We start from the raw sequence: 20,783 nt of genomic DNA on the forward strand, positions 1-20,783 counted from the left end.
AATGCGGAAGGGAAAAGAGAAGGGGGACGAGCCTGACCCTCGGCACTGGCGGAAAACGGCTGTGGCTGCTTCGTTCCCGACCTGACCAGGTTGACCGCGCCACCATGCGAGGAGGCCCGTCCGACCGGCATTGTAACCGACTCGCGCATCCTCACCGGAATATCCTTGCAATTCACTCGGCGCGCACCATGTTCGAACCCTCGGAAAGCACGTCGGAAATCCACCTCGCTTTGCTACAATCCGCCGCATGAGTTATCAAGTGCTCGCCCGCAAGTGGCGCCCTCGCGATTTCACCACGCTCGTCGGTCAAGAGCACGTGGTGCGCGCGCTCACGCATGCGCTCGAACAGCAGCGCCTGCACCATGCCTACCTCTTCACGGGGACGCGCGGTGTCGGCAAGACCACGCTGTCGCGCATTCTCGCCAAATCGCTCAACTGCGTCGGTGCAGACGGGCAGGGCGGTATCACCGCGCAGCCGTGCGGCGTGTGCCGCGCCTGTACGGAGATCGATGCCGGGCGTTTTGTCGATTACATCGAGATGGACGCCGCGTCCAATCGCGGTGTCGACGAGATGGCTCAGCTGCTCGACCGCGCGGTCTATGCCCCGACGGTTGGCCGCTTCAAGGTCTACATGATCGACGAAGTGCACATGCTGACCAACCACGCCTTCAACGCGATGCTGAAGACGCTGGAAGAGCCGCCAGAGCACGTCAAGTTCATTCTCGCGACCACCGACCCGCAGAAGATTCCGGTGACGGTGCTGTCGCGCTGTCTGCAGTTCAACCTCAAGCAGATGCCGCCGGGGCACATCGTGTCGCACCTGGAGCACATCCTCGGTGAAGAGCACATCGCCCACGAGGCGAATGCGCTGCGCCTGCTGGCTGCCGCTGCACAGGGTTCGATGCGTGATGCGCTGTCGCTCACGGATCAGGCGATCGCTTACAGCGCCGGCGAGGTGAGTGAAGCTGCTGTGCGCGGCATGCTCGGTGCGATTGACCAGAGCTACCTCGTGCGCCTGCTCGATGCACTGGCCGACGAGAACGGCGCAGGACTCGTCGAGATTGCTGATGAGATGGCGGGGCGCAGCCTGAGCTTCTCGGGTGCACTGCAGGATCTGGCGTCGCTGCTGCAAAAGATTGCGCTGGCGCAGGTCGTGCCGGCCGCCGTGCAGGACGATTGGCCCGAAGCCGACGATGTGCGCCGACTGGCCGAGCGCTTCGACGCACAGTCGGTGCAACTGTTCTATCAATTTGCCAACCTTGGCCGCAATGAGTTGGCCTTGGCGCCCGACGAATACGCCGGCTTCACGATGACGCTGCTGCGCATGCTGGCGTTCCAGCCCGGGCAGTCGGGTGGCGACGCGACGCCGCCCTCGGGTGGTGGCGGTAAGCGGGTAGTGTCGTCTCCAGCGGCGAGTGTGCCGGCTGCATCCCCACGTCCGACCATGGCGGCTAGTGCGCCGGCAGTGGCGCCGGTTGCGCAGACGACGTCTGCGGCGCGTCCGGAGCCGGTGGTTGAGGCGCCGCGCGCAACTTATCAAGTGTCCCCGTCTGCGCCTGCAGCAGTGGCGCCAGCGGTTGAAACGCCGGCTGCGGCGCCCACCAGTGCACCAGCGCGCCGTTCGCCGGCCATGGAGGCATTGGCTGCAGCCCGTCAGGCGTCGAGCCGCGGTCGTGGCGGCGCCTCCGCACCGGCCGCGACGCCAGTGGCCGCTCCTGCACCAGTCGCACGCCCCGTTGCTGCCGCTGGGCCGCGCCCGAATCCGGTGGCTGCCCCGGCGTCGCCACCGCCGCGTCGTGAGCCGCGGGCTGCATCGGCTGCATCGCCCGACGATGGCCCACCGCCATGGGATGAAATGCCTGGCGAGTTTGCCTCGCCGTCGCTGGAAGAGATCGATGCCGCGTTCGCGGGCTGGGATTCGGCCTCGAACGCGCGTCCTGGCGCTTCTGCGCCGGCTACGGGTTCTGCGCCGGTCGAACCACCCGCCGTCGCGCCAGTACCGGTGCAAGCCAAGCCCGTTGCGCCGGAGCCCGTGGCGGCCGCCATGCCGCCTGACTTGAGTGCAAGCAGCCTCACCACGTTCGATGGTGACTGGCCCAAGCTTGCGGCCAGCTTGCCGATGCGTGGTCTGGCTCAGCAGCTTGCGCACCAGAGTGAACTGGTGGCAGTGGAGGGCGTGACCGTGCGCCTGCGCGTACCACTGCCGGCATTGACCGAAGCTGGTGTCGTGGAGCGGCTGGAAGCCGCGCTGACGGAGCACTTCGGCACGCCGATACGCGTGGCGTGCGACATCGGTGCTGCACGTGCGACAGCTGCCGCCGCCGATGCTGAGCTGCGCGCCCAACGCCAGCGTGATGCTGAAGATGCCATCGCTGCCAACCCGTTCGTGCAAGCGCTGGTGCGGGACTTTGCCGCGCAGGTCGTCCCGGGTTCGATCCAGCCGCACGCGCACTGAACACGCATTTCCAAACTGAACACCGGCGCACCCAATCAAGCGGTGCGCCTCGTATGACCCATTGCAAGGAGCAACAACCATGATGAAAGGCCAGATCGCCGGGCTGATGAAGCAAGCCCAGCAAATGCAGGAAAACATGAAGAAGGCGCAGGAAGCGCTTGCCCTGATCGAGGTGGAAGGCGTGTCTGGCGCTGGCCTCGTGAAGGTGGTGATGACCTGCAAGAATGACGTGAAGCGCGTGTCGATCGACCCGAGCCTGGTGGCCGAAGGCGAAGACAAGGAACTGCTGGAAGACCTAGTCGCCGCAGCGTTCAACGACGCCGTGCGCAAGGCCGAGGCCACCACGCAAGAGAAGATGGGCTCGCTCACGTCGGGTCTGGGTGGCATGGCGAGCATGCTGCCGCCGGGCTTCAAGCTGCCGTTCTAAGGTCACGCCCTAAATCACGCTGATTAGGATCGCGCCATGGTGCTGGAATCTGCGCTGCTGCACGTCAAGCCCGGCCAGGAAGCCGCCTTCGAGGCGGCTTTTGGCGAGGCCCGTCACATCATCGGTGCAATGCAGGGCTTTATTTCGCTGACGCTGTCACGCTGCGTGGAAAAGCCTGGCGACTACCTGTTGCTGGTGCAGTGGCAGACGCTGGAAGACCACACCGTGGGTTTCCGGCAGTCGGCCGAGTACCAGCGCTGGCGCGCACTGCTGCATCACTTCTACGATCCGATGCCGGAAGTGCTGCACCATACGCTGGTTTGGGAGCAGGCATGACGCGCGGCGGTTCGGGCACGCCATCGGCGCTGCAGATGCTGGTCGAGGCCCTGCGCGTACTGCCGGGCGTCGGCCCGAAGTCTGCGCAGCGCATGGCGTACTACCTGCTGCAGCATGATCGTGATGGTGCGGAGCGCCTGGCGCAGGCGCTGAGCGAGGCCACCGAATCGATCCAACATTGCAGCCGCTGCAACACCTTTACTGAGCAGGAAGTCTGCGAAACCTGCCTGGATTCGCGCCGTGATGCGTCTGTGCTGTGCGTGGTGGAAACGCCCGCCGATCAGATGATGATTGAGCAGACACTCACATATCGCGGCCAATACTTCGTGCTGATGGGGCGGCTCTCGCCGCTGGACAACATCGGCCCGAAGGAGATCCACCTCGAACGCTTGCTGGCCCGCGCGACCGATCCTGCGCTGGGCGGGCCCTGTGCCGAGGTTATCCTCGCCACCAACTTCACTAGCGAAGGCGAGGCCACCGCACACTACATCGGCGAGATGCTCAAGGCGCGCGGCATCAAGGCGACGCGTCTGGCGCGTGGCGTGCCGGTGGGTGGCGAGCTGGAATATGTCGACGCGGGCACGATCGCCCGCGCGGTGCTGGATCGGCGCCAGCTCTGATCTTCCGAACTTCCGAGGCGCTTTTTAGAACTCAGCGTGGATGCGCGCACCCACGATGGACACCGGGCCGCGATCCCGGTTGTACGCAGGGTGGACGACGTACTGATAGTTCAAGCCCAGCGTTAAGTGCTTCACGACTGCCCAGTTGTAGTACAGCTCGGCGATGCGCTCGGTGCCGTAGTTCAACGCGCCATCGCCGATCAGCACACCCATGCCGCCAGCCGCAAAGTATTGGCGTGCCGCGCCTGACAAGCCATTCACCACCACTGCCGCGCCAAACGTGTCGTTCGGGCGCCCCCAACGCGTGCCCTTGAGCGAGAGCCCTGCCGACACCGACTGGTTGATGTCGGTGAATTCGAACGTCTCCTTGCTGCCGTCGTTCATGCTGGCGCGGGCGAAGACCCCTACGTCATCAGTGACCTCTTGCTCCAGGTTCACCGCAATGCCGGGGCGCCAGGCGAGTCGCCGCACGAGACCGGTGTCCGGTGTGGTGCCGGTCTGTTGGGCCAGGTTCACTGCATCGCCGTAGCCGCCCATCTTGCCGCGCGAGGCGAACGCCAGCAGCTTGACTTTGCCGGGGCGGCCGAACCAGTTCTGGCGCGCTTCGAATTCCCCCACCCACTGGTATTGCTTCCATGTGGTGTCGATGGTGATGCTGTTGGGCACGTTCGACAGTGCGAACAAGCCGCCGCGCAGCGTCCACCACGATTGCGTCCACTCCACCGCCAAGCCGTGCGTGTAACCCCAGGCGTCCGCGGCGTAGTCAAACGCGCCGGCATCGACGACCGACCAGTTCAGGAAGTCACCGCGCGGGTCGTGCGCATAGGTGTTCGTATCAAAGATGTCGACGACCGAGAATTTGCCGACGGTGATGGTCAGGTTGTTGGCCGAATGGCTGCCGGCAAGCTGGTTGGGCCCGCTCTCTACTGCCTGTTGCTCGCCACCCAGATCGATGACTTGTCGCAGGAACAGGCGCGGCAGCTTGCGATACGGGGTGTTGTTGCCAACTTTGTAGGCTTCCGCACTGGAGAAGCCGGCCAGCCCGACCGTGTTGTTCAGGCCGAAACCCTGGTCGACTTCGGGGTTGGCGTACAGCTCTGCACCTTTCCATAGACGCACGCCAAGATAAAGCGTGATGTCGGCCGTCTCTTTGTTATTGGTCTCTGGTGTCAGGCTGTTTGTGCCGCTATACGGCGCGTGGAACGACGGGTGCCATTGCGTCACATTGGTGAACTGCCCGTGAATGTTCCAGCGTTCGGGCTCTGGGATGTCCGCAGGCGGGGTGTCGGCATCTGCTGCCAGGGCAATCCCCTGCAGGCCCAGCGTTAGCATGACGGCCATCAGGGCCTGCCGGGCGGTGCCGGCACGCTTGGTACGGTGAAAAAAAGACCGGGGTGCGAGGCGAAGAGACGAGGATGGCATGGGCGCAACGTAGAGGGCAGCCGCTAGAATTCCAGGGTTGTGCGCTCGGAATAGGCAAAAACCCGGCGATAGTAAACGCCGTGTCATGACCAACCGGTGAAAACCGCGCCGTTTGCACGAACCTGTCGCATTTCTCCAACTCCGCCAGATGGCTTCACGATGAACCTTGCCCGCTTCGATCTCGTCACCCTCGGCCTGTTTGTGGCGGTGGCCCGGCTGGGCAGCATTTCTGCTGGGGCGCGGCAATCACACCTGGCCGTGGCCGCGGCAAGCAAGCGGATTTCCGACCTAGAGGCCGCAGTGGGCGCGCCGCTGCTGTATCGCCATGCTGCTGGCGTGGAGCTGACTGAGGCTGGCCAGGCATGCTTTCGCCATGCCGTGGGCATTCTGCAGGACGTCGAACGCATGGCCGGCGCGCTGTCGGACTTTGCCGCCGGCACACGCGGGCAGGTGCGTGTGTGGGCCAATACCTCGTCGATCACGCAGTTCCTGGCCGATGACCTGGCTGCCTTCATGCTGGCCAATCCGGCCATCCGCATCGCGCTGGAGGAGCAGGACAGTGGCGATATCGTCGCCGCGCTGCGCGAGAACCGTGCAGACCTCGGCATCTTCGCCGCCGGCACACCATGCGATGGGTTGCAATCGTTTGACTACCGCGAGGACGATCTCGCCCTTGTCACGCCGCGCAACCACCCGCTGGCAGGCCGCAAGCAGGTGAGTTTTGCCGATGCGGTGGAGTTCGATTTCGTCAGCCTGCCGCCGGGCACGTCACTGGCCGCGCAACTGCTGGAAGAGAGCCAGCGCCTGGGCAAGCCGCTGCGCTTGCGCATTCAGGTGCGCAGCTTCGAGGCGGTCTGCCGCATGGTGGCCTCGGGTCTGGGCGTGGGGGTGCTGCCGCGTATTGCCGCACAGGGACACGTGTCGGGCCTGCCGGGTGCGGGCCTCGCATTGGTGCCGCTGCAAGACGAGTGGGCACATCGCCGTCTGCTGGTGGGCGTGCGCGACCCGGAGGCACTCACCAGTTCTGCGCGCCTGTTGATGACGCATCTACTCGGCAATCCTGCCGCACTCTGAGAACCTGTTCATGATCCTACTGCGCAGCCCGATCTTGGCACTGCGATGCTCGCCGTACTCTTGTACGGCTGCGCTTCTCCTGCCAACCTCGGGCCGCTCGCTACGGATCGTGAACAGGTTCTGAATTCAACGTTCTCTATACGACCATGCCGACACAGGTTTTGCAGAACATCCGCGTGCTCGAACTCGGGCAATTGATTGCCGGGCCGTTTGCCGCCAAGACGCTCGCCGATTTCGGCGCACAGGTCATCAAGATCGAGCCGCCGGGTCAGGGCGATCCGCTGCGCAAATGGCGGATGCTGCATGAAGGCACCTCGGTCTGGTGGGAGGCGCAGTCGCGCAACAAGCAGTCTGTCTGCGTGGATTTGCGTGTGCCCGAGGGCCAGGAGGTGGTGCGCAAGCTGGCCGCCGAGGCCGACGTGCTCATTGAAAATTTCCGCCCCGGCACGATGGAGAAGTGGGGTCTGTCGTACGAGGCGCTGTCCGCCATCAATCCAAAGCTCATCATGCTGCGCGTATCGGGCTACGGTCAGACTGGCCCCAAGCGCGACGAGCCGGGCTTTGCAGCGATTGCCGAGGCGATGGCCGGCCTGCGCTACCTGACCGGTGAGCCGGGGCGCCCGCCTGCGCGTGCTGGACTGTCGCTGGGCGACACGATTGCCGGGTTGCACGGTGCGCTCGGCGTGCTGCTCGCGCTCTATGAACGCGACGCGCGCGGCGGCAAGGGGCAGGTGATCGACGTAGCCTTGTATGAGTCGGTCTTCAACCTGACGGAGAGTTTGCTGCCGGAGTACTCGGTATTCGGCGCCATTCGCCATCCGGCAGGCGGGGCATTGCCTGGCATTGCGCCATCCAATGCCTATCGCTGTGCGGGCGGCGAATACGTCTTGATTGCCGCGAACGGTGACAACATCTTCCGCCGCCTGATGCAGCGCATGGGCCGACCAGACCTCGCCGATGATCCAGGGCTTGCGCGCAACGATGGCCGCGCCGCCCGCGTCGACGAGATCGATGCCGCTATCAACGCGTGGACGGGAGCGCTTCCCATTGCGGAGGTTCTGGCTGCGCTGCAAGAGGCCGAGGTGCCCAGTGGCCCGATCTACACCATCGCTGACATTGCCGCCGACCCGCACTATCGCGCGCGGGGTGTCATCGAGACCGTGCGTGCGCAGTCGGGCATCGATGTGGAGATGCCGGGTGTGGTGCCCAAGCTTTCCGGCACACCCGGTGCGGTACAGGCCAGCGCTCCGCGCCTGGGTCAGCACACACGCGACGTGCTGCGCAGCCATGGCCTGACCGACGCGCAGATCGATGCGTTGGCCGCACAAGGCGTGATTGCCGAGGCGGCAAGCTAAGGAGCTAGGACCATCCCGCATGTTGTGTGGCAAATCGTTGCGGTAATATCGCCGCCAAGGCAGTGAACGCTGGAGAACCTGTTCTCGATCCGTAGTGAGCATCGCAGAGCCAAGATCGGGGCGCGCAGTAGGATCGTGGACAGGTTCGCAGAACAACGCATTCAGGAGACAAGCATGGGGACACGAGGCATCAGCCGCTGGGCAAAATGGATGGGCGCAGCGCTATGCGCGACGAGCCTGCTGGCAGCCAGCCCCGCCGTGCTGGCGCAGGGCAAGCCGGAGAAGAGCAAGGTGACCATCGCCGTGGGCGGCAAGGCCTTGTTCTACTACCTGCCGCTGACGATTGCCGAGCGCTTGGGCTACTTCAAGGACGAAGGCCTGGATGTCGAGATCGTCGACTTTGCCGGCGGTGCCAAGGCACTGCAGGCCGTGGTGGGCGGCAGCGCGGACGTGGTGAGCGGCGCCTACGAGCACACGCTGGTGTTGCAGGCCAAGGGCCAGATGTACCAGGAGTTCGTGCTGCAAGGCCGCGCCCCGCAGATCGTGCTGGCGGTCAACAACAAGACGATGCCCAACTACAAGTCGATCGCTGACCTGAAAGGCAAGAAGATCGGCGTGACGGCCCCGGGCTCGTCGACCAACATCATGGTCAACTACGTGCTGGCCCGCGCCGGCATCAAGCCGAATGAGGTGTCGATCATCGGTGTGGGCCCGAGCAACGGTGCCATTGCGGCCATCCGCGCAGGGCAGATCGACGCGCTGGCCAACCTGGACCCGGTCATGTCGATGCTCACGCAGAAGAACGAAGTGCGCGTCGTTTCCGACACCCGTACGCTGGCCGATACCAAGGCCGTCTTCGGGGGCAACATGCCGGCTGGCTGCCTGTACGCATCCACTGCGTTCATCCAGAAGAACCCAAACACGACACAAGCGCTGACCAACGCCATGGTGCGTGCGCTGAAGTGGCTGCAGAAGGCGGGCCCGTCGGACATCGTCAAGACCGTGCCGGAAGCCTACCTGCTGGGGGATCGCGCGCTGTATCTGGCGGCCTGGGACAAGGTGCGTGAGGCCATCTCGCCAGATGGCGCAATGCCCGCCGACGGCCCGACCACGGCACTGCGTACGCTGTCGGAGTTCGACGCGGAAGTGAAGGGCAAGCAGATCAAGCTGGACCAGACCTTCACCAACGCCTTCGTGCAAAAGGCCAACGCGAAGTACCACTAAGTCCAACAGACTCTTATCCTGCGCCCGGTCCAGCCGGGCGCATTGCTTTCTTGGTAGCCAACAGGCAGACACCATGACGACGCCCGCGCTTTCGTTCGACCAGATTACCTGTACCTTCCTCTCGCCTGACAAACCGGGCCAGCGCTACACCGCCGTGCAGAACACGACGCTGGATATCCAGGCCGGCGAGTTCGTCTCGGTGGTGGGCCCGACCGGCTGTGGCAAATCCACCTTGCTGAACCTGGCGGCGGGGCTGTTGCAACCATCGTCAGGGCAGGTGCGCGTGTTCGGCGAACCGCTGGCCGGCATCAACCGCCGCGCCGGCTACATGTTCCAGGCTGAAGCACTGATGCCGTGGCGCAGCGCGCTCGACAATGTGCTGGCCGGGCTGGAATTCCGCGGCACGCCCGACAAGGAAGCGCGCGAACTGGCGATGTCGTGGCTGACGCGCGTGGGTCTGGCCGGGTTTGAAGATCGCTACCCGCATCAACTCTCCGGCGGCATGCGCAAGCGTGTGAGCCTGGCGCAAACGTTGGTGCTCGACCCCGACATCATCCTCATGGACGAGCCGTTTTCTGCGCTCGACATCCAGACGCGCCAGTTGATGGAGAACGAGGTGCTTGACCTCTGGGCCGCCAAGCGCAAGGCCGTGCTGTTCATCACACACGATCTGGACGAGGCCATTGCCATGAGCGACCGCGTGGTCGTGCTGTCGGCCGGCCCCGGCACGCACCCGATTGGCGAGTTCGTGATCGACCTGCCGCGCCCGCGCGATGTGGCCGAGATCCGTGATCAAGCCGGCTTCGTCAACCTGCACGCCCGCATCTGGGATGTGTTGCGCGAAGAAGTGCTCAAGGGTTACCAGCAGCATCGCCGCGTGGCCTGAACCGAATTCGACTGATCTCTCTCATGGCTAATCGTCCGCTCTCTCCGTTCACGCTGCGCGCCTGGCAGCTTGGCCTCCTCGTCGTCACGCTGGGTGTTTGGCACTTCGCTACGCGCTCGCAAGACGTCGCATTTTTCTTCGGTGAACCGCTCATCGTTGCGCAGCGCATCTGGGCATGGTTCGTTACCGAAGGGGATATTTACCAACACCTTGGGGTGACGCTGGCGGAAACCGTGCTGGCCTTCGTGATCGGCACGGCCACCGGCCTGGGCGCTGGGCTGTGGCTGGCGCTGAGCCCTGCGGTGTCTGCGGTGCTCGACCCGTACATCAAGGCCGCCAACTCGATGCCGCGCGTGATCCTGGCGCCCATCTTCGGCGTGTGGTTCGGGCTGGGGATCTGGTCGAAGGTTGCGCTGGCGGTCACGCTGGTGTTCTTCATCGTGTTCTTCAACGTCTACCAGGGCGTGAAAGAAGTGAGCCCCGTGGTGCTGTCCAATGCGCGCATGCTGGGGGCCTCGCAGCGACAGCTGTTGCGCTTCGTCTATCTGCCGAGCGCAACGAGCTGGGTGTTCTCGTCGCTGCATACGTCGGTGGGTCTGGCGTTTGTGGGGGCAGTGGTGGGCGAGTACCTGGGCTCTGCGCGCGGCGTCGGTTACCTGATCCTGCAGGCCGAGGGCACGTTCGACATCAACACCGTGTTTGCCGGCATTGTCGTGCTGACAGTGTTTGCGCTGGTGCTCGACTGGCTGGTCGGTCTGGTGGAAAAGCGTCTGATGCGCTGGCAGCCCAAGACCGGCGAAACCGAAAAGCTCTGAACACCCGAAGTAGGCTCACTGAAGGTCACAACAACCCTGCCGTGAGCAGGGTTGTGCAACTAGACGGTCGGTCTACTACAATCCGATTCACCATGAGCAAGCACCCCGAACCCGTCACCGCTGAAGGCACCGAAGCCCGGCACGACACCCGCGACCGCATTCTGGACGCCGGCGCCGAGCTGATCCTCGGGCGTGGCTTCTCGGCCGTGGGGCTGGCGGAAATCCTTGGCCGTGCGCAGGTGCCCAAGGGGTCGTTCTATTACTACTTCGGCTCCAAGGAAGACTTTGGCGTTGCCATGCTGGAGCGCTACTTCCAGGACTACGACGCGGGTGTCGTCAGCCTGTTCAACGACACGCGCCTGACCGCACGCGAACGGCTGCTGCGGTACTTCACTGCCTGGATTGACCTGCACGAGCGCAGCGCATGCGAAGTCACCTGCCTGGCCGTCAAGTTGTCGGGTGAGGTGTCGGACCTGTCGGAACCGATGCGCAAGGTGTTGTCGACGGGGATGACACGCATGGTGGATCGCATTGCCAGCGTGATTGAGGCGGGTGTCGCCGATGGTTCGCTCGCACCGGTGAGCGATGCACGCCATCTGGCTGAAGGTCTGTATGCCATGTGGATGGGCGGGGCGCTGCTGGCCAAGGCACACCGGACGTGTCGCGGCGTTCCGGAGCTGCGTGGCGCAAACTGAAATCTTGCTGGCCAAGCCAACACATTGATCGCAACCGAATCCATTGCCGGCGAGGCACGTTCCTCGCTTTTTTTTTTTTGACTCCGGTTCTAGATGACCGGTCGAATAGTAATAAGCATTCTCTCTTTCTGGAGCTGATATGACCCAACAACTGTTGTCGCCTGTCCAGGTCGGTCGCACGACCCTCGCCAACCGCATCGTCATGGCGCCGCTCACGCGTTCGCGCGCCGGCCAGCCCGGCGACGTGCCGACGGAGCTGAACGTGACCTACTACGCGCAGCGTGCGACAGCCGGCCTGATCGTGACGGAAGCCACGCAAATTTCCCGCCAGGGCCAGGGTTACGCCTGGACGCCGGGCATGTACACCGACGCACAGGAAGCCGGCTGGAAGGCCGTGGTGGATGCGGTGCACGCCAAGGGTGGTCGCATCTCACAGCAGCTCTGGCACGTGGGCCGCATCTCGAACACGCTGCTGCAAGAGAACGGCCAGGCGCCGGTCGCGCCGTCGGCCATCGTCGCCAAGGGCGCGCAGAGCTTTGTCGTGCACCCTGACGGCACGCCGGGCAACGAGCCCACCAGCGAGCCGCGCGCGCTGGCGACGGAAGAAATCCCGGGCATCATTGCGCAGTACCGTCAGGCCGTACTGCGTGCACGCCGCGCCGGCTTTGATTTCGTCGAAATCCATGCCGCCAACGGTTACCTGCTGCACCAGTTCCTTTCCACCAACAGCAATCAGCGCACTGATCAGTACGGCGGCTCGCTGGAAAACCGTGCGCGCCTGATTCTGGAAGTCGTCGATACGGCCATTGCCGAAATCGGCGCGGATCGCGTTGGCATTCGCTTGTCGCCGCATTTTGTTGCGCACGACATCGCAGATGCCGAAGCCGAGGCCAGCGCGCTGTATCTCGCACGTGAGCTGACCAAGCGTGGCATCGCCTACCTGCACATCGCCGAGCCGGATTGGGCGGGTGGTCCAGAACTGTCCACCGAATTCCGCCGCCAATTGCGCGATGCCTTCAAGGGCACGCTCATCGTCTGCGGCCAGTACAGCGCGGAAGAGGGTGAGCAGATGGTGGCTTCGGGTCTGGCCGATGCGGTGGCCTTTGGCCGTCCGTTTATCGCCAACCCGGATCTGGTGGCGCGCTTCCGTGCTGGTGCAACGCTCAACAAGCCGGATCGCAACACCTACTACGGCGGCCAGGAAAAGGGCTACACCGACTACCCGACGCTGGAAGAAGCGGCCTAATCAGTACGGGCTGTCCCAACAAAAAAGCCGCGCTGGCGATTGCCTAGCGCGGCTTTTCTATTCGGCGTGCGGGTAACGCTCAGGGCTGGATGACCACCTTGCCCGTCACCTTGCGTGCCGCCATGTCCAGCAGCGCCTGCGTGGTCTGCTCCAGCGGATAGCGCGCTGAAATATGCGGACGAATCTTGCCTTCTTTCATCCAGCCGATCATCTGCATCATATTGGCCAGATTGGCCTTCGGCTCGCGACGCGCGAACTCGCCCCAGAACACGCCTACCAACGACGCGCCCTTGAGCAGCGCCAGGTTCAGCGGCATCTTGGGGATTTCACCGTTGGCAAAGCCCACCACTAGATAGCGGCCGCGCCAGGCGATCGAACGGAACGCCGGCTCTGCATAGATGCCGCCAACCGGGTCATAGATCACGTCCGGGCCCTTGCCGTCCGTCAGTTCCTTGATGCGTTCGCGCAGGTCTTCGGTCGCGTAGTTGATCAGCGCATCGGCGCCGTGGTCCTTGCAGACAGCGAGCTTTTCATCGCTCGACGCAGCGGCAATCACGCGCGCGCCGATGGCCTTGCCGATTTCGATGGCCGCCAGCCCCACGCCGCCCGCCGCACCCAGCACCAGCATCGTTTCGCCCGCCTTCAGTTGGCCGCGATCGACCACCGCATGGTGCGACGTGCCGTAGGTGAGGGTGAACGCTGCTGCCGTATCAAACGCCATGCCCGGCGGCATCGGCATCACCACCTTGGCCGACGCTTTCACCTGCGAGGCAAATGCACCCTGGCCAAGGAACGCGATCACGTGGTCGCCCGCTTTCACATGCGACACACCATCGCCCACCGCGTTGACCACGCCCGCCACTTCCGAGCCCGGTGTGAACGGCAGCTCCGGCTTGAACTGGTATTTGTTCTGGATGATTAGCACGTCGGGAAAATTCACCCCCGCGGCCTTCACGTCGATGACAACTTCGCCAGCGCCCGGCGAGAGGTCCGGCAGCGTTTCAATCACCAGCGATTCGGGCGGGCCCCAGGTCTTGCAGACGACGGCTTTCATGGTGTGTCTCCTGAACGGTCTTGCGTTGGATGGTTCGCGTGTCTCGCATGCTTCGTGCGCGATCTCGTCTGGCAGTGTAACCGAATAAAAGCACGGTCGTTCGATTCGATCGCGGGCCGTGCGGTGGGCAATCGGTTGGACGATATATCGATCGGTTTTTGTAAGCGTGTACTACGTGCTCGTGAGCACGATTCGTTAACGTTGCTCGGTTACAATCCGCGCCATGCATATTCTTATCGCCAACGACGACGGATACCTCGCGCCAGGTCTCGCCGCGCTGCACCGTGCGCTCAGCCCCCTGGGCCGCGTAACGGTGGTGGCACCGGAGCAGAATCACAGCGGTGCATCCAACTCGCTCACGCTCCAGCGTCCGCTATCGGTGTTTGAAGCAACGGACGGTGCCCAGAAGGGTTTCCGCTTCGTCAACGGCACCCCGACGGACTGCGTCCATATCGCCCTGACCGGCATGATCGAAGAGAAGCCCGACCTGGTCGTCTCTGGTATCAACCAGGGGCAGAACATGGGCGAGGACGTGCTGTATTCCGGCACCGTCGCTGCCGCCATCGAGGGGTATCTGTTCGGTATTCCGTCGATCGCGTTTTCGCAGGTCGATAAGGGCTGGACACACCTCGATGCTGCCGAGCGCGTCGTCCGCGAGGTGGTCGAGCGCTACCTGTCCGATCCGCTCGAGGGGCAGATGCTCCTGAATGTGAACATTCCGAATCTGCCATACAGCGAACTTGGCGGCTGGCGTGCCACGCGCTTGGGCAAGCGGCACCAGTCGCAACCGGTGATCCGCCAGGCCAACCCGCGCGGCGAACCGATCTTCTGGGTCGGCGCCGCCGGCGACGCCAAGGACGCCAGCGAAGGCACCGATTTCCATGCGGTCGCGCACGGTTTTGTCTCATTGACGCCGCTGCAGCTCGATCTGACCGACACGGCGCAGTTGCGCACCGTGCGCCGCTGGCAGACGCCATGATCGCCACGGTGGCCCATGTCTGAACATTCGCGCGGCCGGCGCTTTCCTCTGACGCTTGACGCGGTGGTCGAGCGCAAGCCGGTGGAGCGCCAGCGCGAGACGCGCATCTCGTCCGGTGTGAGTGCCGTTTCCCGGCCGACGCCAGCGCGTGCGGCGTCGGTCGAGCGCGTGCAGTCCGCGTCGGCTCCAGCGCCTGCTCCGCAGCGGGTGGCGGGCGTTGACGCTGCGGTCGGTGCCGTCGCGGCGAGTGCCGTACAGGCGCGTACGGCCGCTGCGCATGCGGCAGCAGGCGGTATGGCATCGGATCGTGCGCGCCAGGCATTGGTTGGACGCGTGCAAGCCGCGGGTGTGAGCGATAAGCGCGTGCTGGCCGCGATTGGCTCGGTGCCGCGCCATCTATTCGTGGATGCTGGCTTGGCCTCGCAAGCCTATGAAGATTCCGCGCTGCCAATTGGTCATCAGCAAACGATCTCGAAGCCCTCGGTGGTCGGCCGGATGATCGAGTTGTTGCTGCGCGAGCGTCCCGCGCGTGCGCAAAGCTTGCCGCTTGCGCGCGTGCTCGAAATTGGAACTGGCTGCGGCTATCAGGCCGCCGTGCTGTCTCAGGTGGCCGACGAGGTGTATTCGATCGAGCGTATCCGTCCGCTGCATGAGAAAGCGAAAGCGAACTTGCGGCCACTCCGCGTGCCAAACATCCGCCTGCATTACGGCGACGGCATGCTGGGGTTGCCGAAAGCAGCACCGTTCGACGCCATCATCCTGGCCGCAGCCGGAATGGAGGTGCCGCAGGCGCTGCTCGACCAGCTTGCCGTTGGCGGTCGCTTGATCGCCCCGGTGGCGATTGACCGCAATAGCAGTGGCTCGGGCCCGGCGCAGCAGTTAGTGCTGATCGAGCGCCGCAGCCGCTTCCAGTTTCACAGTACCGCGCTTGAAGGCGTTTTCTTTGTCCCTTTAAAATCAGGAACTGTTTAGCATGTTCATTTCCCGGAGTTCCATGAACCCTCCAAGCCCCGCACGCACCGGCCGGCTTGCCGTGGCGATGGTGTCGGCCGCACTGCTGGCGGCTTGCGCATCCTCCGGCAACCAGGCACCCGTTCTCGACCGCACCTCGCGTGCCGGTACCACCTCCGCTGCCTCACAAGAGCCGCCGCCCCCCGGCTACTATCGAGTCAAGCGCGGCGATACGCTGTACAGCATCGCTCTGCGCAACGGCCAGGCACCGCGTGATCTTGTGGCGTGGAACAACATCCCGAATGCGAATCAGATCGAGGTCGATCAATTGATACGCGTCGTACCGCCGAACGCGGATGTCAGTAGCAGCGGCGCGGTTGTTACGCCGGTCCGCTCGGGCAACACGAGCGCGCAGCCGGTCGATTCCACGCCTGCAACGTCACCCACATCCACGTCCAGCGCCTCTGCCGGGGCAAGCGATAGCGCAATCGCACTGGCCTGGCCGGCACGTGGCGCGCTCCTCAATCGCTTCGATGACAAGGCCAACAAGGGCATCGACATCGGTGGCAAACGTGGTGACGCCGTGGTCGCTGCAGATGACGGAAAAGTGATCCACGTCGGACCCTTGCGTGGGTACGGGAATCTTGTCATCATCAAGCACAACGACACGTTCCTGACCGCCTACGGCAACAACGACAAGGTTCTGGTCACCGAGCAATCCACGGTCAAGAAAGGGCAGAAGATCGCAGAAATGGGCAGTACCGATGCGGATCGCGTGAAGCTTCACTTCGAAGTGCGCCGCAACGGTAAGCCGGTCGATCCGATGCGCTTCCTGCCGCCTCAATAGAGGAATGCATGCCGCGCCAGAAAGCCGCTACGCCCGCCACCCCCGCCGATGACAACATCGACGCTGCAGATGGCCAAAGCACCCAGAATGGGCGCGCGGGGCGGCGTGCGCGCGGCGCGGCGCAACCTCCGGCGGAAGAGATCGAGGTTGTCGACACACTGATCGACGATCTGCCTGCCGCAGAGCCAGTCGACGTCAACGACGTTTCCGACAGTGCCGACGAGCCTGACGAAGACGAAGACGACGAAGAGGAATCGGAAGAGGCCGCACCGGAGGAGGATTTCCGCAAGGTGCTGCAGGCCGAATTGGCTGCCGATACCGTCCAGCACTATCTCAATCGCATCAGCATCAAGCCGTTGCTCACGCCGGCCGAGGAGCTGCATTTCTCGACCTTGGCAAAGGCGGGCGAGTTTGCCGCGCGGCAAGTGATGATCGAGCGCAACCTGCGCCTCGTTGTCAGCATCGCAAAGGGCTATTTGAACCGCGGCGTGCCGCTGCTTGATCTGATCGAAGAGGGCAACCTCGGTCTGATGCACGCGATTGAGAAGTTCGATCCAGAGCGTGGCTTCCGTTTCTCGACCTACGCCACGTGGTGGATCCGCCAAAGTATCGAGCGCGCCATCATGAACCAGGCGCGTACGGTTCGCCTGCCGGTCCACGTGATTCGTGAGCTCAATCAGGTGCTGCGCGCCAAGCGCCATCTGGAAAAGAGCGGGGTGGATGGACGCGATGCGAGCCTGGAAGACATCGCACACCTGCTCGGCAAGACCACGGATGAAGTGCAGGACGTGCTCTCGCTCAACGAGCATACGACCTCGCTCGATACGCCGTTCGATCTCGATCCGGGCACCAGCCTCCTCGATTTCCTGTCGGATGAGCATGGTGCTTCGCCGGATCAGGAGGTGGCGCATCGCGAGCTGTCGCAACTGATGAAGTCGTGGTTGGCGCGCTTGTCCGACAAGCATCGCTACGTGGTCGAGCGCCGCTTCGGCCTCAACCACATCGAACCTGCCACGTTGGAAGAGCTGGCTGCTGAGATGGGCCTCACGCGCGAACGCGTGCGCCAGATCCAGCAAGAAGCGCTGGTCAAGCTCAAACGCCATTTCGCCTCACAAGGCGTGCGCAAGGACGCGGTGCTGTAAGGCGCCGCTGTCCAGTTCGCCCTATCAATCGTTACGTAGCTCCAGCAGCATCGGCTGATGGTCCGATGCCTGCGTGGCGCTGTTCACCTCCACGCGCAGCACGCGCGACTTCAGAGGTTCGCTGATCAGCATGTAGTCGCACGCGTAGGCCGGCTCGGTCCAGTCGGTGCGATCGTGTACGCCGAAGGTTGGCGGCTGCGGCGTTGCGCCATGTGCAATCTCCCACGCATCGTGCAGTGCCGGTTCCCGTGAAAATGGAACCGTTGCCAGGCGCTTGGGCGTGGAGTTAGGCTTGCAATTGAGGTCGCCGCAGATGATCGTGGCGGTCGTTTGCGCAAGCGGTCGGAACGGGCCAGCCGCTGACTCCGCGCCAAGTACGGGCGGGTGCGCCGCGCGACCACAGCCTTCCGCGTGAATTGCCCGTAGCGCGTCGATCTGTGCCAGTCGCTGGGTCTCTGAGTAGTACTCCAGATGTGTCGTGATGATGCGCAGTGGTCCGAATGCGGTCTGCATGAGCGCTTCGATGGCCATGCGCGGCATCGCCGGTGTGGCATCCGGTGGCCAGGGCAGTGCGTGGCGCATGACGTAGAGCACCGACAGGCGCGTGGCGATCGCATTGCCGAAGCGCTGCACGTGCGCGCCGTCATGGCGCTCAAGCGCAAAGCCGCCGATCACGGTGTATTCCGGGCCGAGCGCATCAGCGAGTTCGCCCCACTGGTTGGCGCTCGGGTGGCCGGGCAGGTTGCCGAAGCCGCAGGTGACTTCCTGCAGGCAGAGCACGTCGAAGTCAGCCATTGCGCGCGCTTCGGTGAGTTGGCGCATGAGGTCGACGCGCCCGTCCGCGCCTCGGCCCCACTGGATGTTCCACGTCAGGATAACGGTGCCCATGCGGGTCCTCCGGTGTCTTACAATGCCGCCCTTGTCCCCAATTTGTTCAGGCTCGCCCGTGTCTCAAGCTGCACCCACCGCCACGCCGTCGTCTTCCGATTCCGCAACTGCCGCGCCGGCCAAGGCCCCGCGTGGGCGAAGGAAGCCCGAGATGCCGGTAGCCGGCCCATTGGAGATTGTCTCGCTCGATGGCGAGGCGCGCGGCATTGGCCGTCTGGCCAACGAGGATGGCACGCCGGGCAAGGTTGTCTTCGTAGAAGGCGCGTTGCCGGGTGAACTGGTGACGTATCGCAGCCGCCGCGTGAAGCCGTCGTACGAGCAGGCGAGTGTGGTGAGCATTCTGCGCCAGTCCGCCTCGCGTGTGACGCCGCAGTGCCAGTTCTTTGGCGTGTGTGGCGGCTGCTCGATGCAGCATCTCGATTCGCGCGCGCAGGTCGCCATCAAGCAGCGTGTGCTGGAGGACGATCTGTGGCACTTGGCTAAGTTGCGCCCAGACGTCGTGTTCCGGCCGATTGCAGGGCCGGATTGGGGCTATCGCTATCGCGCCCGTTTGACGGTACGTCACGTGGCAGCCAAGGGTGGCGTGCTGGTGGGCTTTCACGAGCGAAAGAGCAGTTATGTGGTCGACATGACCTCATGCGAAGTGCTGCCGCCGCATGTCTCGGCGCTGCTGGTGCCGTTGCGTGGGCTGGTGGGGCGTCTCTCCATCTTCCAGCGTATGCCGCAGATCGAACTGGCTGTCGGTCAGGATGTGACGGTGCTGGTGCTGCGCAACCTCGAGCCGCTCACCGCCGCTGACGAGGCGGAGCTGCGCGCGTTTGCTGATCAGCACAACGTTCAATTCTGGCTGCAGCCCAAGGGGCCGGATACGGTGTATCCGTTCTATCCGCTCGACCGTGCGCTGACGTACACGCTGCCCGAGTTCGGCATCACGATGCCGTTCAAGCCGACAGATTTCACGCAGGTCAATCACCAGATCAACCGTGTACTGATGTCGCGGGCGCTGAAGCTGCTGGATGCGCAGCCGGGCGATCGCTTGCTCGACCTGTTCTGCGGGATCGGCAATTTCACGCTGCCAATGGCCACGCGCGCCCGCGAGGTCATGGGCATCGAAGGCAGCGAAGCGCTGACTACGCGTGCGCTCGCCAATGCTCAGCACAACGGGCTCGATGTGAAGACGACGTTCGCTTGCCGCAACCTCTTCGAAGTGACTGCGGACGATATTGCCGCGCTGGGCAAGTTTGACCGCTGGTTGGTCGATCCGCCGCGTGAAGGGGCACTGGCTGTTTCCAAGGCGTTGGCAGAGCTGGCGCAACGCGGTGGTGGCGCGCTGACGCTCCTGCCCAAGCGTATCGTCTATGTGTCGTGCAACCCGGCGACGTTGGCGCGCGACGCGGGCTTGCTGGTGCACGAAGCTGGTTACCGGTTGGCTGGGGCGGGTGTGGTGAACATGTTCCCGCACACGTCGCACGTGGAGTCGATGGCAGTGTTTGAACGCGACTGATCCGCTATCGCGTATCTCTCAGGCAAAGAAAAACCGGCGCACCAGGCGCCGGTTTTTTTCGCTGCGCTGTTTCCAGCGCGCTGCGAGTACTTAGTTCCGATTGCCGCCGAAGATCCCCAGGATCGCCAGCAGGTTCGTAAAGATGTTGTAGACGTCCAGGTAGATCGCCAGCGTGGCGGTCACGTAGTTGGTCTCGCCGCCGTTCACGACGCGTTGCACGTCGAACAGGATGTAGGCCGAGAAGATCGCGATGGCCAGCACCGAGATCGTCAGCATCATCGCGGGCATTTGCAGCCAGATATTGGCCACCGATGCGACGATCAGTACCAGTACGCCCATGAACAGCCACTTGCCCAGGCCCGAGAAGTCCCGCTTGCTGACCGTGGCCACCGTCGCCATCACGCCGAAGATGATCGCCGTGCCGCCGAATGCCGTCATGATCAGCGCCGCGCCGTTCGAGTAGCTGCCGAGCGTGAAGCCGATCAGGCGCGACAGCATCAACCCCATGAAGAACGTGAAGCCGAGCAGTAATGCCACACCCAGGCCGCTGTTCTTGAAGCGCTCGATGGCGTAGAAGAAGCCAAACGCCACGGCCATGAAGATGATGAAGCCCATCAGCGGGCGGCCACCCATCAGGTTGAAGCCAGTGGTGACGCCGATCCACGCACCGAGGATGGTGGGGATCATCGAAAGCGCGAGCAGCCAATAGGTATTGCGCAGCACACGGTTGCGGACGGCCAACGCGCCGGCGGTGCCGGAAGCGCCAAAACCGTACGTGTTGAGTTGGTTGTCCATGCGAACTCCTTGGGTGAATGACATTGCAGACAATGCGACGACGTTGCGAATGTGGCATCCACAGTGCG

At 63.8% G+C, this 20,783-nt stretch carries 19 protein-coding genes, 1 other RNA gene and 1 pseudogene; 16 read left to right on the forward strand and 5 right to left on the reverse strand.

Translation table 11 applies throughout. The features are described from left to right. Window positions 1–22: 22 nt before the first annotated feature. An RNA gene (gene ffs, locus C404_RS59225) (signal recognition particle sRNA small type) lies at window positions 23–121 on the reverse strand. A gap of 126 nt (window positions 122–247) precedes the next feature. Between ffs and C404_RS38870 the strand changes: the two genes are divergently transcribed. The 4 genes from C404_RS38870 (at window position 248) to recR (ending at window position 3,838) form a co-directional block, all read left to right on the forward strand. Continuing rightward, window positions 248–2,455 (forward strand): DNA polymerase III subunit gamma/tau, encoded by a 2,208-nt coding sequence (locus tag C404_RS38870; RefSeq protein ID WP_021194168.1) that lies wholly within the window; start codon window positions 248–250, stop codon window positions 2,453–2,455. Between the two features lie 79 nt (window positions 2,456–2,534). Next, window positions 2,535–2,882 (forward strand): YbaB/EbfC family nucleoid-associated protein, encoded by a 348-nt coding sequence (locus tag C404_RS38875; protein ID WP_021194169.1) that lies wholly within the window; start codon window positions 2,535–2,537, stop codon window positions 2,880–2,882. A gap of 36 nt (window positions 2,883–2,918) precedes the next feature. Then, entirely contained in the window at window positions 2,919–3,218 is a 300-nt protein-coding gene (locus C404_RS38880; RefSeq protein ID WP_021194170.1) for an antibiotic biosynthesis monooxygenase family protein, read from the forward strand. Continuing rightward, the gene (gene recR / locus C404_RS38885) at window positions 3,215–3,838 is read left to right on the forward strand and encodes a recombination mediator RecR (RefSeq protein WP_021194171.1); all 624 of its coding nucleotides are present in this window, start codon (window positions 3,215–3,217) and stop codon (window positions 3,836–3,838) included. The genes C404_RS38880 and recR overlap by 4 nt, the downstream gene beginning before the upstream one ends. Window positions 3,839–3,862: 24 nt before the next feature. Here the strand turns inward: recR and C404_RS38890 are convergent, their stop codons facing one another. Next, a complete protein-coding gene (locus C404_RS38890; protein WP_021194172.1) occupies window positions 3,863–5,179 on the reverse strand; it encodes a carbohydrate porin in 1,317 nt (438 codons plus the stop codon). Between the two features lie 240 nt (window positions 5,180–5,419). On the opposite strand from C404_RS38890, the gene C404_RS38895 reads away from it, so the two are divergent. The 7 genes and pseudogenes from C404_RS38895 (at window position 5,420) to C404_RS38925 (ending at window position 12,555) form a co-directional block, all read left to right on the forward strand. Further along, window positions 5,420–6,334 (forward strand): LysR family transcriptional regulator, encoded by a 915-nt coding sequence (locus tag C404_RS38895; protein WP_021194173.1) that lies wholly within the window; start codon window positions 5,420–5,422, stop codon window positions 6,332–6,334. Between the two features lie 146 nt (window positions 6,335–6,480). Further along, complete coding sequence (locus tag C404_RS38900; protein WP_021194174.1) at window positions 6,481–7,689, forward strand: CaiB/BaiF CoA transferase family protein; 1,209 nt, start codon at window positions 6,481–6,483, stop codon at window positions 7,687–7,689. A gap of 174 nt (window positions 7,690–7,863) precedes the next feature. After that, the gene (locus tag C404_RS38905; protein WP_021194175.1) at window positions 7,864–8,913 is read left to right on the forward strand and encodes an ABC transporter substrate-binding protein; all 1,050 of its coding nucleotides are present in this window, start codon (window positions 7,864–7,866) and stop codon (window positions 8,911–8,913) included. 73 nt (window positions 8,914–8,986) lie between these two features. Then, window positions 8,987–9,799, forward strand: coding sequence for an ABC transporter ATP-binding protein (locus C404_RS38910; RefSeq protein WP_021194176.1), 813 nt, complete (start codon window positions 8,987–8,989; stop codon window positions 9,797–9,799). Between the two features lie 23 nt (window positions 9,800–9,822). Then, complete coding sequence (locus tag C404_RS38915; RefSeq protein ID WP_021194177.1) at window positions 9,823–10,614, forward strand: ABC transporter permease; 792 nt, start codon at window positions 9,823–9,825, stop codon at window positions 10,612–10,614. 92 nt (window positions 10,615–10,706) lie between these two features. Then, window positions 10,707–11,337 (forward strand): annotated as a pseudogene (locus C404_RS38920) (TetR/AcrR family transcriptional regulator). Window positions 11,338–11,448: 111 nt separating this feature from the next. Further along, window positions 11,449–12,555: an alkene reductase gene (locus tag C404_RS38925; protein ID WP_021194178.1), complete on the forward strand. Its 1,107-nt coding sequence runs from the start codon at window positions 11,449–11,451 to the stop codon at window positions 12,553–12,555. Between the two features lie 79 nt (window positions 12,556–12,634). On the opposite strand, the gene C404_RS38930 is transcribed toward C404_RS38925, so the two are convergent. Continuing rightward, entirely contained in the window at window positions 12,635–13,609 is a 975-nt protein-coding gene (locus tag C404_RS38930) for an NADPH:quinone oxidoreductase family protein (RefSeq protein ID WP_021194179.1), read from the reverse strand. 223 nt (window positions 13,610–13,832) lie between these two features. On the opposite strand from C404_RS38930, the gene surE reads away from it, so the two are divergent. Genes surE through rpoS form a run of 4 tightly spaced genes read left to right on the forward strand, consistent with a single transcriptional unit; the run spans window position 13,833 to window position 17,528 of the window. Beyond that, entirely contained in the window at window positions 13,833–14,588 is a 756-nt protein-coding gene (gene surE, locus C404_RS38935; RefSeq protein ID WP_021194180.1) for a 5'/3'-nucleotidase SurE, read from the forward strand. Window positions 14,589–14,603: 15 nt separating this feature from the next. Beyond that, complete coding sequence (locus C404_RS38940; protein ID WP_021194181.1) at window positions 14,604–15,560, forward strand: protein-L-isoaspartate(D-aspartate) O-methyltransferase; 957 nt, start codon at window positions 14,604–14,606, stop codon at window positions 15,558–15,560. A gap of 1 nt (window position 15,561) precedes the next feature. Beyond that, on the forward strand, window positions 15,562–16,386 hold the full coding sequence (locus C404_RS38945; RefSeq protein WP_031329165.1) for a peptidoglycan DD-metalloendopeptidase family protein: 825 nt from the start codon (window positions 15,562–15,564) through the stop codon (window positions 16,384–16,386). 8 nt (window positions 16,387–16,394) lie between these two features. Then, a complete protein-coding gene (gene rpoS / locus C404_RS38950; protein ID WP_021194183.1) occupies window positions 16,395–17,528 on the forward strand; it encodes an RNA polymerase sigma factor RpoS in 1,134 nt (377 codons plus the stop codon). Between the two features lie 24 nt (window positions 17,529–17,552). On the opposite strand, the gene C404_RS38955 is transcribed toward rpoS, so the two are convergent. Then, on the reverse strand, window positions 17,553–18,416 hold the full coding sequence (locus tag C404_RS38955) for an endonuclease/exonuclease/phosphatase family protein (RefSeq protein WP_021194184.1): 864 nt from the start codon (window positions 18,414–18,416) through the stop codon (window positions 17,553–17,555). Between the two features lie 151 nt (window positions 18,417–18,567). Here C404_RS38955 and rlmD point away from each other — a divergent pair, with 151 nt between their 5' ends. After that, the gene (gene rlmD / locus C404_RS38960; RefSeq protein WP_021194185.1) at window positions 18,568–19,920 is read left to right on the forward strand and encodes a 23S rRNA (uracil(1939)-C(5))-methyltransferase RlmD; all 1,353 of its coding nucleotides are present in this window, start codon (window positions 18,568–18,570) and stop codon (window positions 19,918–19,920) included. A 90-nt stretch (window positions 19,921–20,010) separates the two neighbouring features. Here rlmD and C404_RS38965 read toward each other — a convergent pair whose 3' ends face one another. Next, on the reverse strand, window positions 20,011–20,715 hold the full coding sequence (locus C404_RS38965; protein ID WP_021194186.1) for a Bax inhibitor-1/YccA family protein: 705 nt from the start codon (window positions 20,713–20,715) through the stop codon (window positions 20,011–20,013). Window positions 20,716–20,783 lie beyond the last annotated feature (68 nt).

The organism is Ralstonia sp. AU12-08 (genome assembly GCF_000442475.1).
Classification (GTDB): domain Bacteria; phylum Pseudomonadota; class Gammaproteobacteria; order Burkholderiales; family Burkholderiaceae; genus Ralstonia; species Ralstonia insidiosa.

Coding starts and splice junctions, on each gene's coding strand:
- C404_RS38915 (WP_021194177.1), top strand. CDS start 9,823: ATGGCTAATCGTCCGCTCTCTCCGTTCACGCTGCGCGCCTGGCAGCTT.
- C404_RS38930 (WP_021194179.1), bottom strand. CDS start 13,609: ATGAAAGCCGTCGTCTGCAAGACCTGGGGCCCGCCCGAATCGCTGGTG.
- C404_RS38910 (WP_021194176.1), top strand. CDS start 8,987: ATGACGACGCCCGCGCTTTCGTTCGACCAGATTACCTGTACCTTCCTC.
- C404_RS38965 (WP_021194186.1), bottom strand. CDS start 20,715: ATGGACAACCAACTCAACACGTACGGTTTTGGCGCTTCCGGCACCGCC.
- C404_RS38905 (WP_021194175.1), top strand. CDS start 7,864: ATGGGGACACGAGGCATCAGCCGCTGGGCAAAATGGATGGGCGCAGCG.
- C404_RS38900 (WP_021194174.1), top strand. CDS start 6,481: ATGCCGACACAGGTTTTGCAGAACATCCGCGTGCTCGAACTCGGGCAA.
- C404_RS38945 (WP_031329165.1), top strand. CDS start 15,562: ATGTTCATTTCCCGGAGTTCCATGAACCCTCCAAGCCCCGCACGCACC.
- surE (WP_021194180.1), top strand. CDS start 13,833: ATGCATATTCTTATCGCCAACGACGACGGATACCTCGCGCCAGGTCTC.
- C404_RS38895 (WP_021194173.1), top strand. CDS start 5,420: ATGAACCTTGCCCGCTTCGATCTCGTCACCCTCGGCCTGTTTGTGGCG.
- rpoS (WP_021194183.1), top strand. CDS start 16,395: ATGCCGCGCCAGAAAGCCGCTACGCCCGCCACCCCCGCCGATGACAAC.
- C404_RS38870 (WP_021194168.1), top strand. CDS start 248: ATGAGTTATCAAGTGCTCGCCCGCAAGTGGCGCCCTCGCGATTTCACC.
- C404_RS38875 (WP_021194169.1), top strand. CDS start 2,535: ATGATGAAAGGCCAGATCGCCGGGCTGATGAAGCAAGCCCAGCAAATG.
- rlmD (WP_021194185.1), top strand. CDS start 18,568: ATGCCGGTAGCCGGCCCATTGGAGATTGTCTCGCTCGATGGCGAGGCG.
- C404_RS38955 (WP_021194184.1), bottom strand. CDS start 18,416: ATGGGCACCGTTATCCTGACGTGGAACATCCAGTGGGGCCGAGGCGCG.
- C404_RS38940 (WP_021194181.1), top strand. CDS start 14,604: ATGTCTGAACATTCGCGCGGCCGGCGCTTTCCTCTGACGCTTGACGCG.
- C404_RS38890 (WP_021194172.1), bottom strand. CDS start 5,179: ATGGCCGTCATGCTAACGCTGGGCCTGCAGGGGATTGCCCTGGCAGCA.
- C404_RS38880 (WP_021194170.1), top strand. CDS start 2,919: ATGGTGCTGGAATCTGCGCTGCTGCACGTCAAGCCCGGCCAGGAAGCC.
- C404_RS38925 (WP_021194178.1), top strand. CDS start 11,449: ATGACCCAACAACTGTTGTCGCCTGTCCAGGTCGGTCGCACGACCCTC.
- recR (WP_021194171.1), top strand. CDS start 3,215: ATGACGCGCGGCGGTTCGGGCACGCCATCGGCGCTGCAGATGCTGGTC.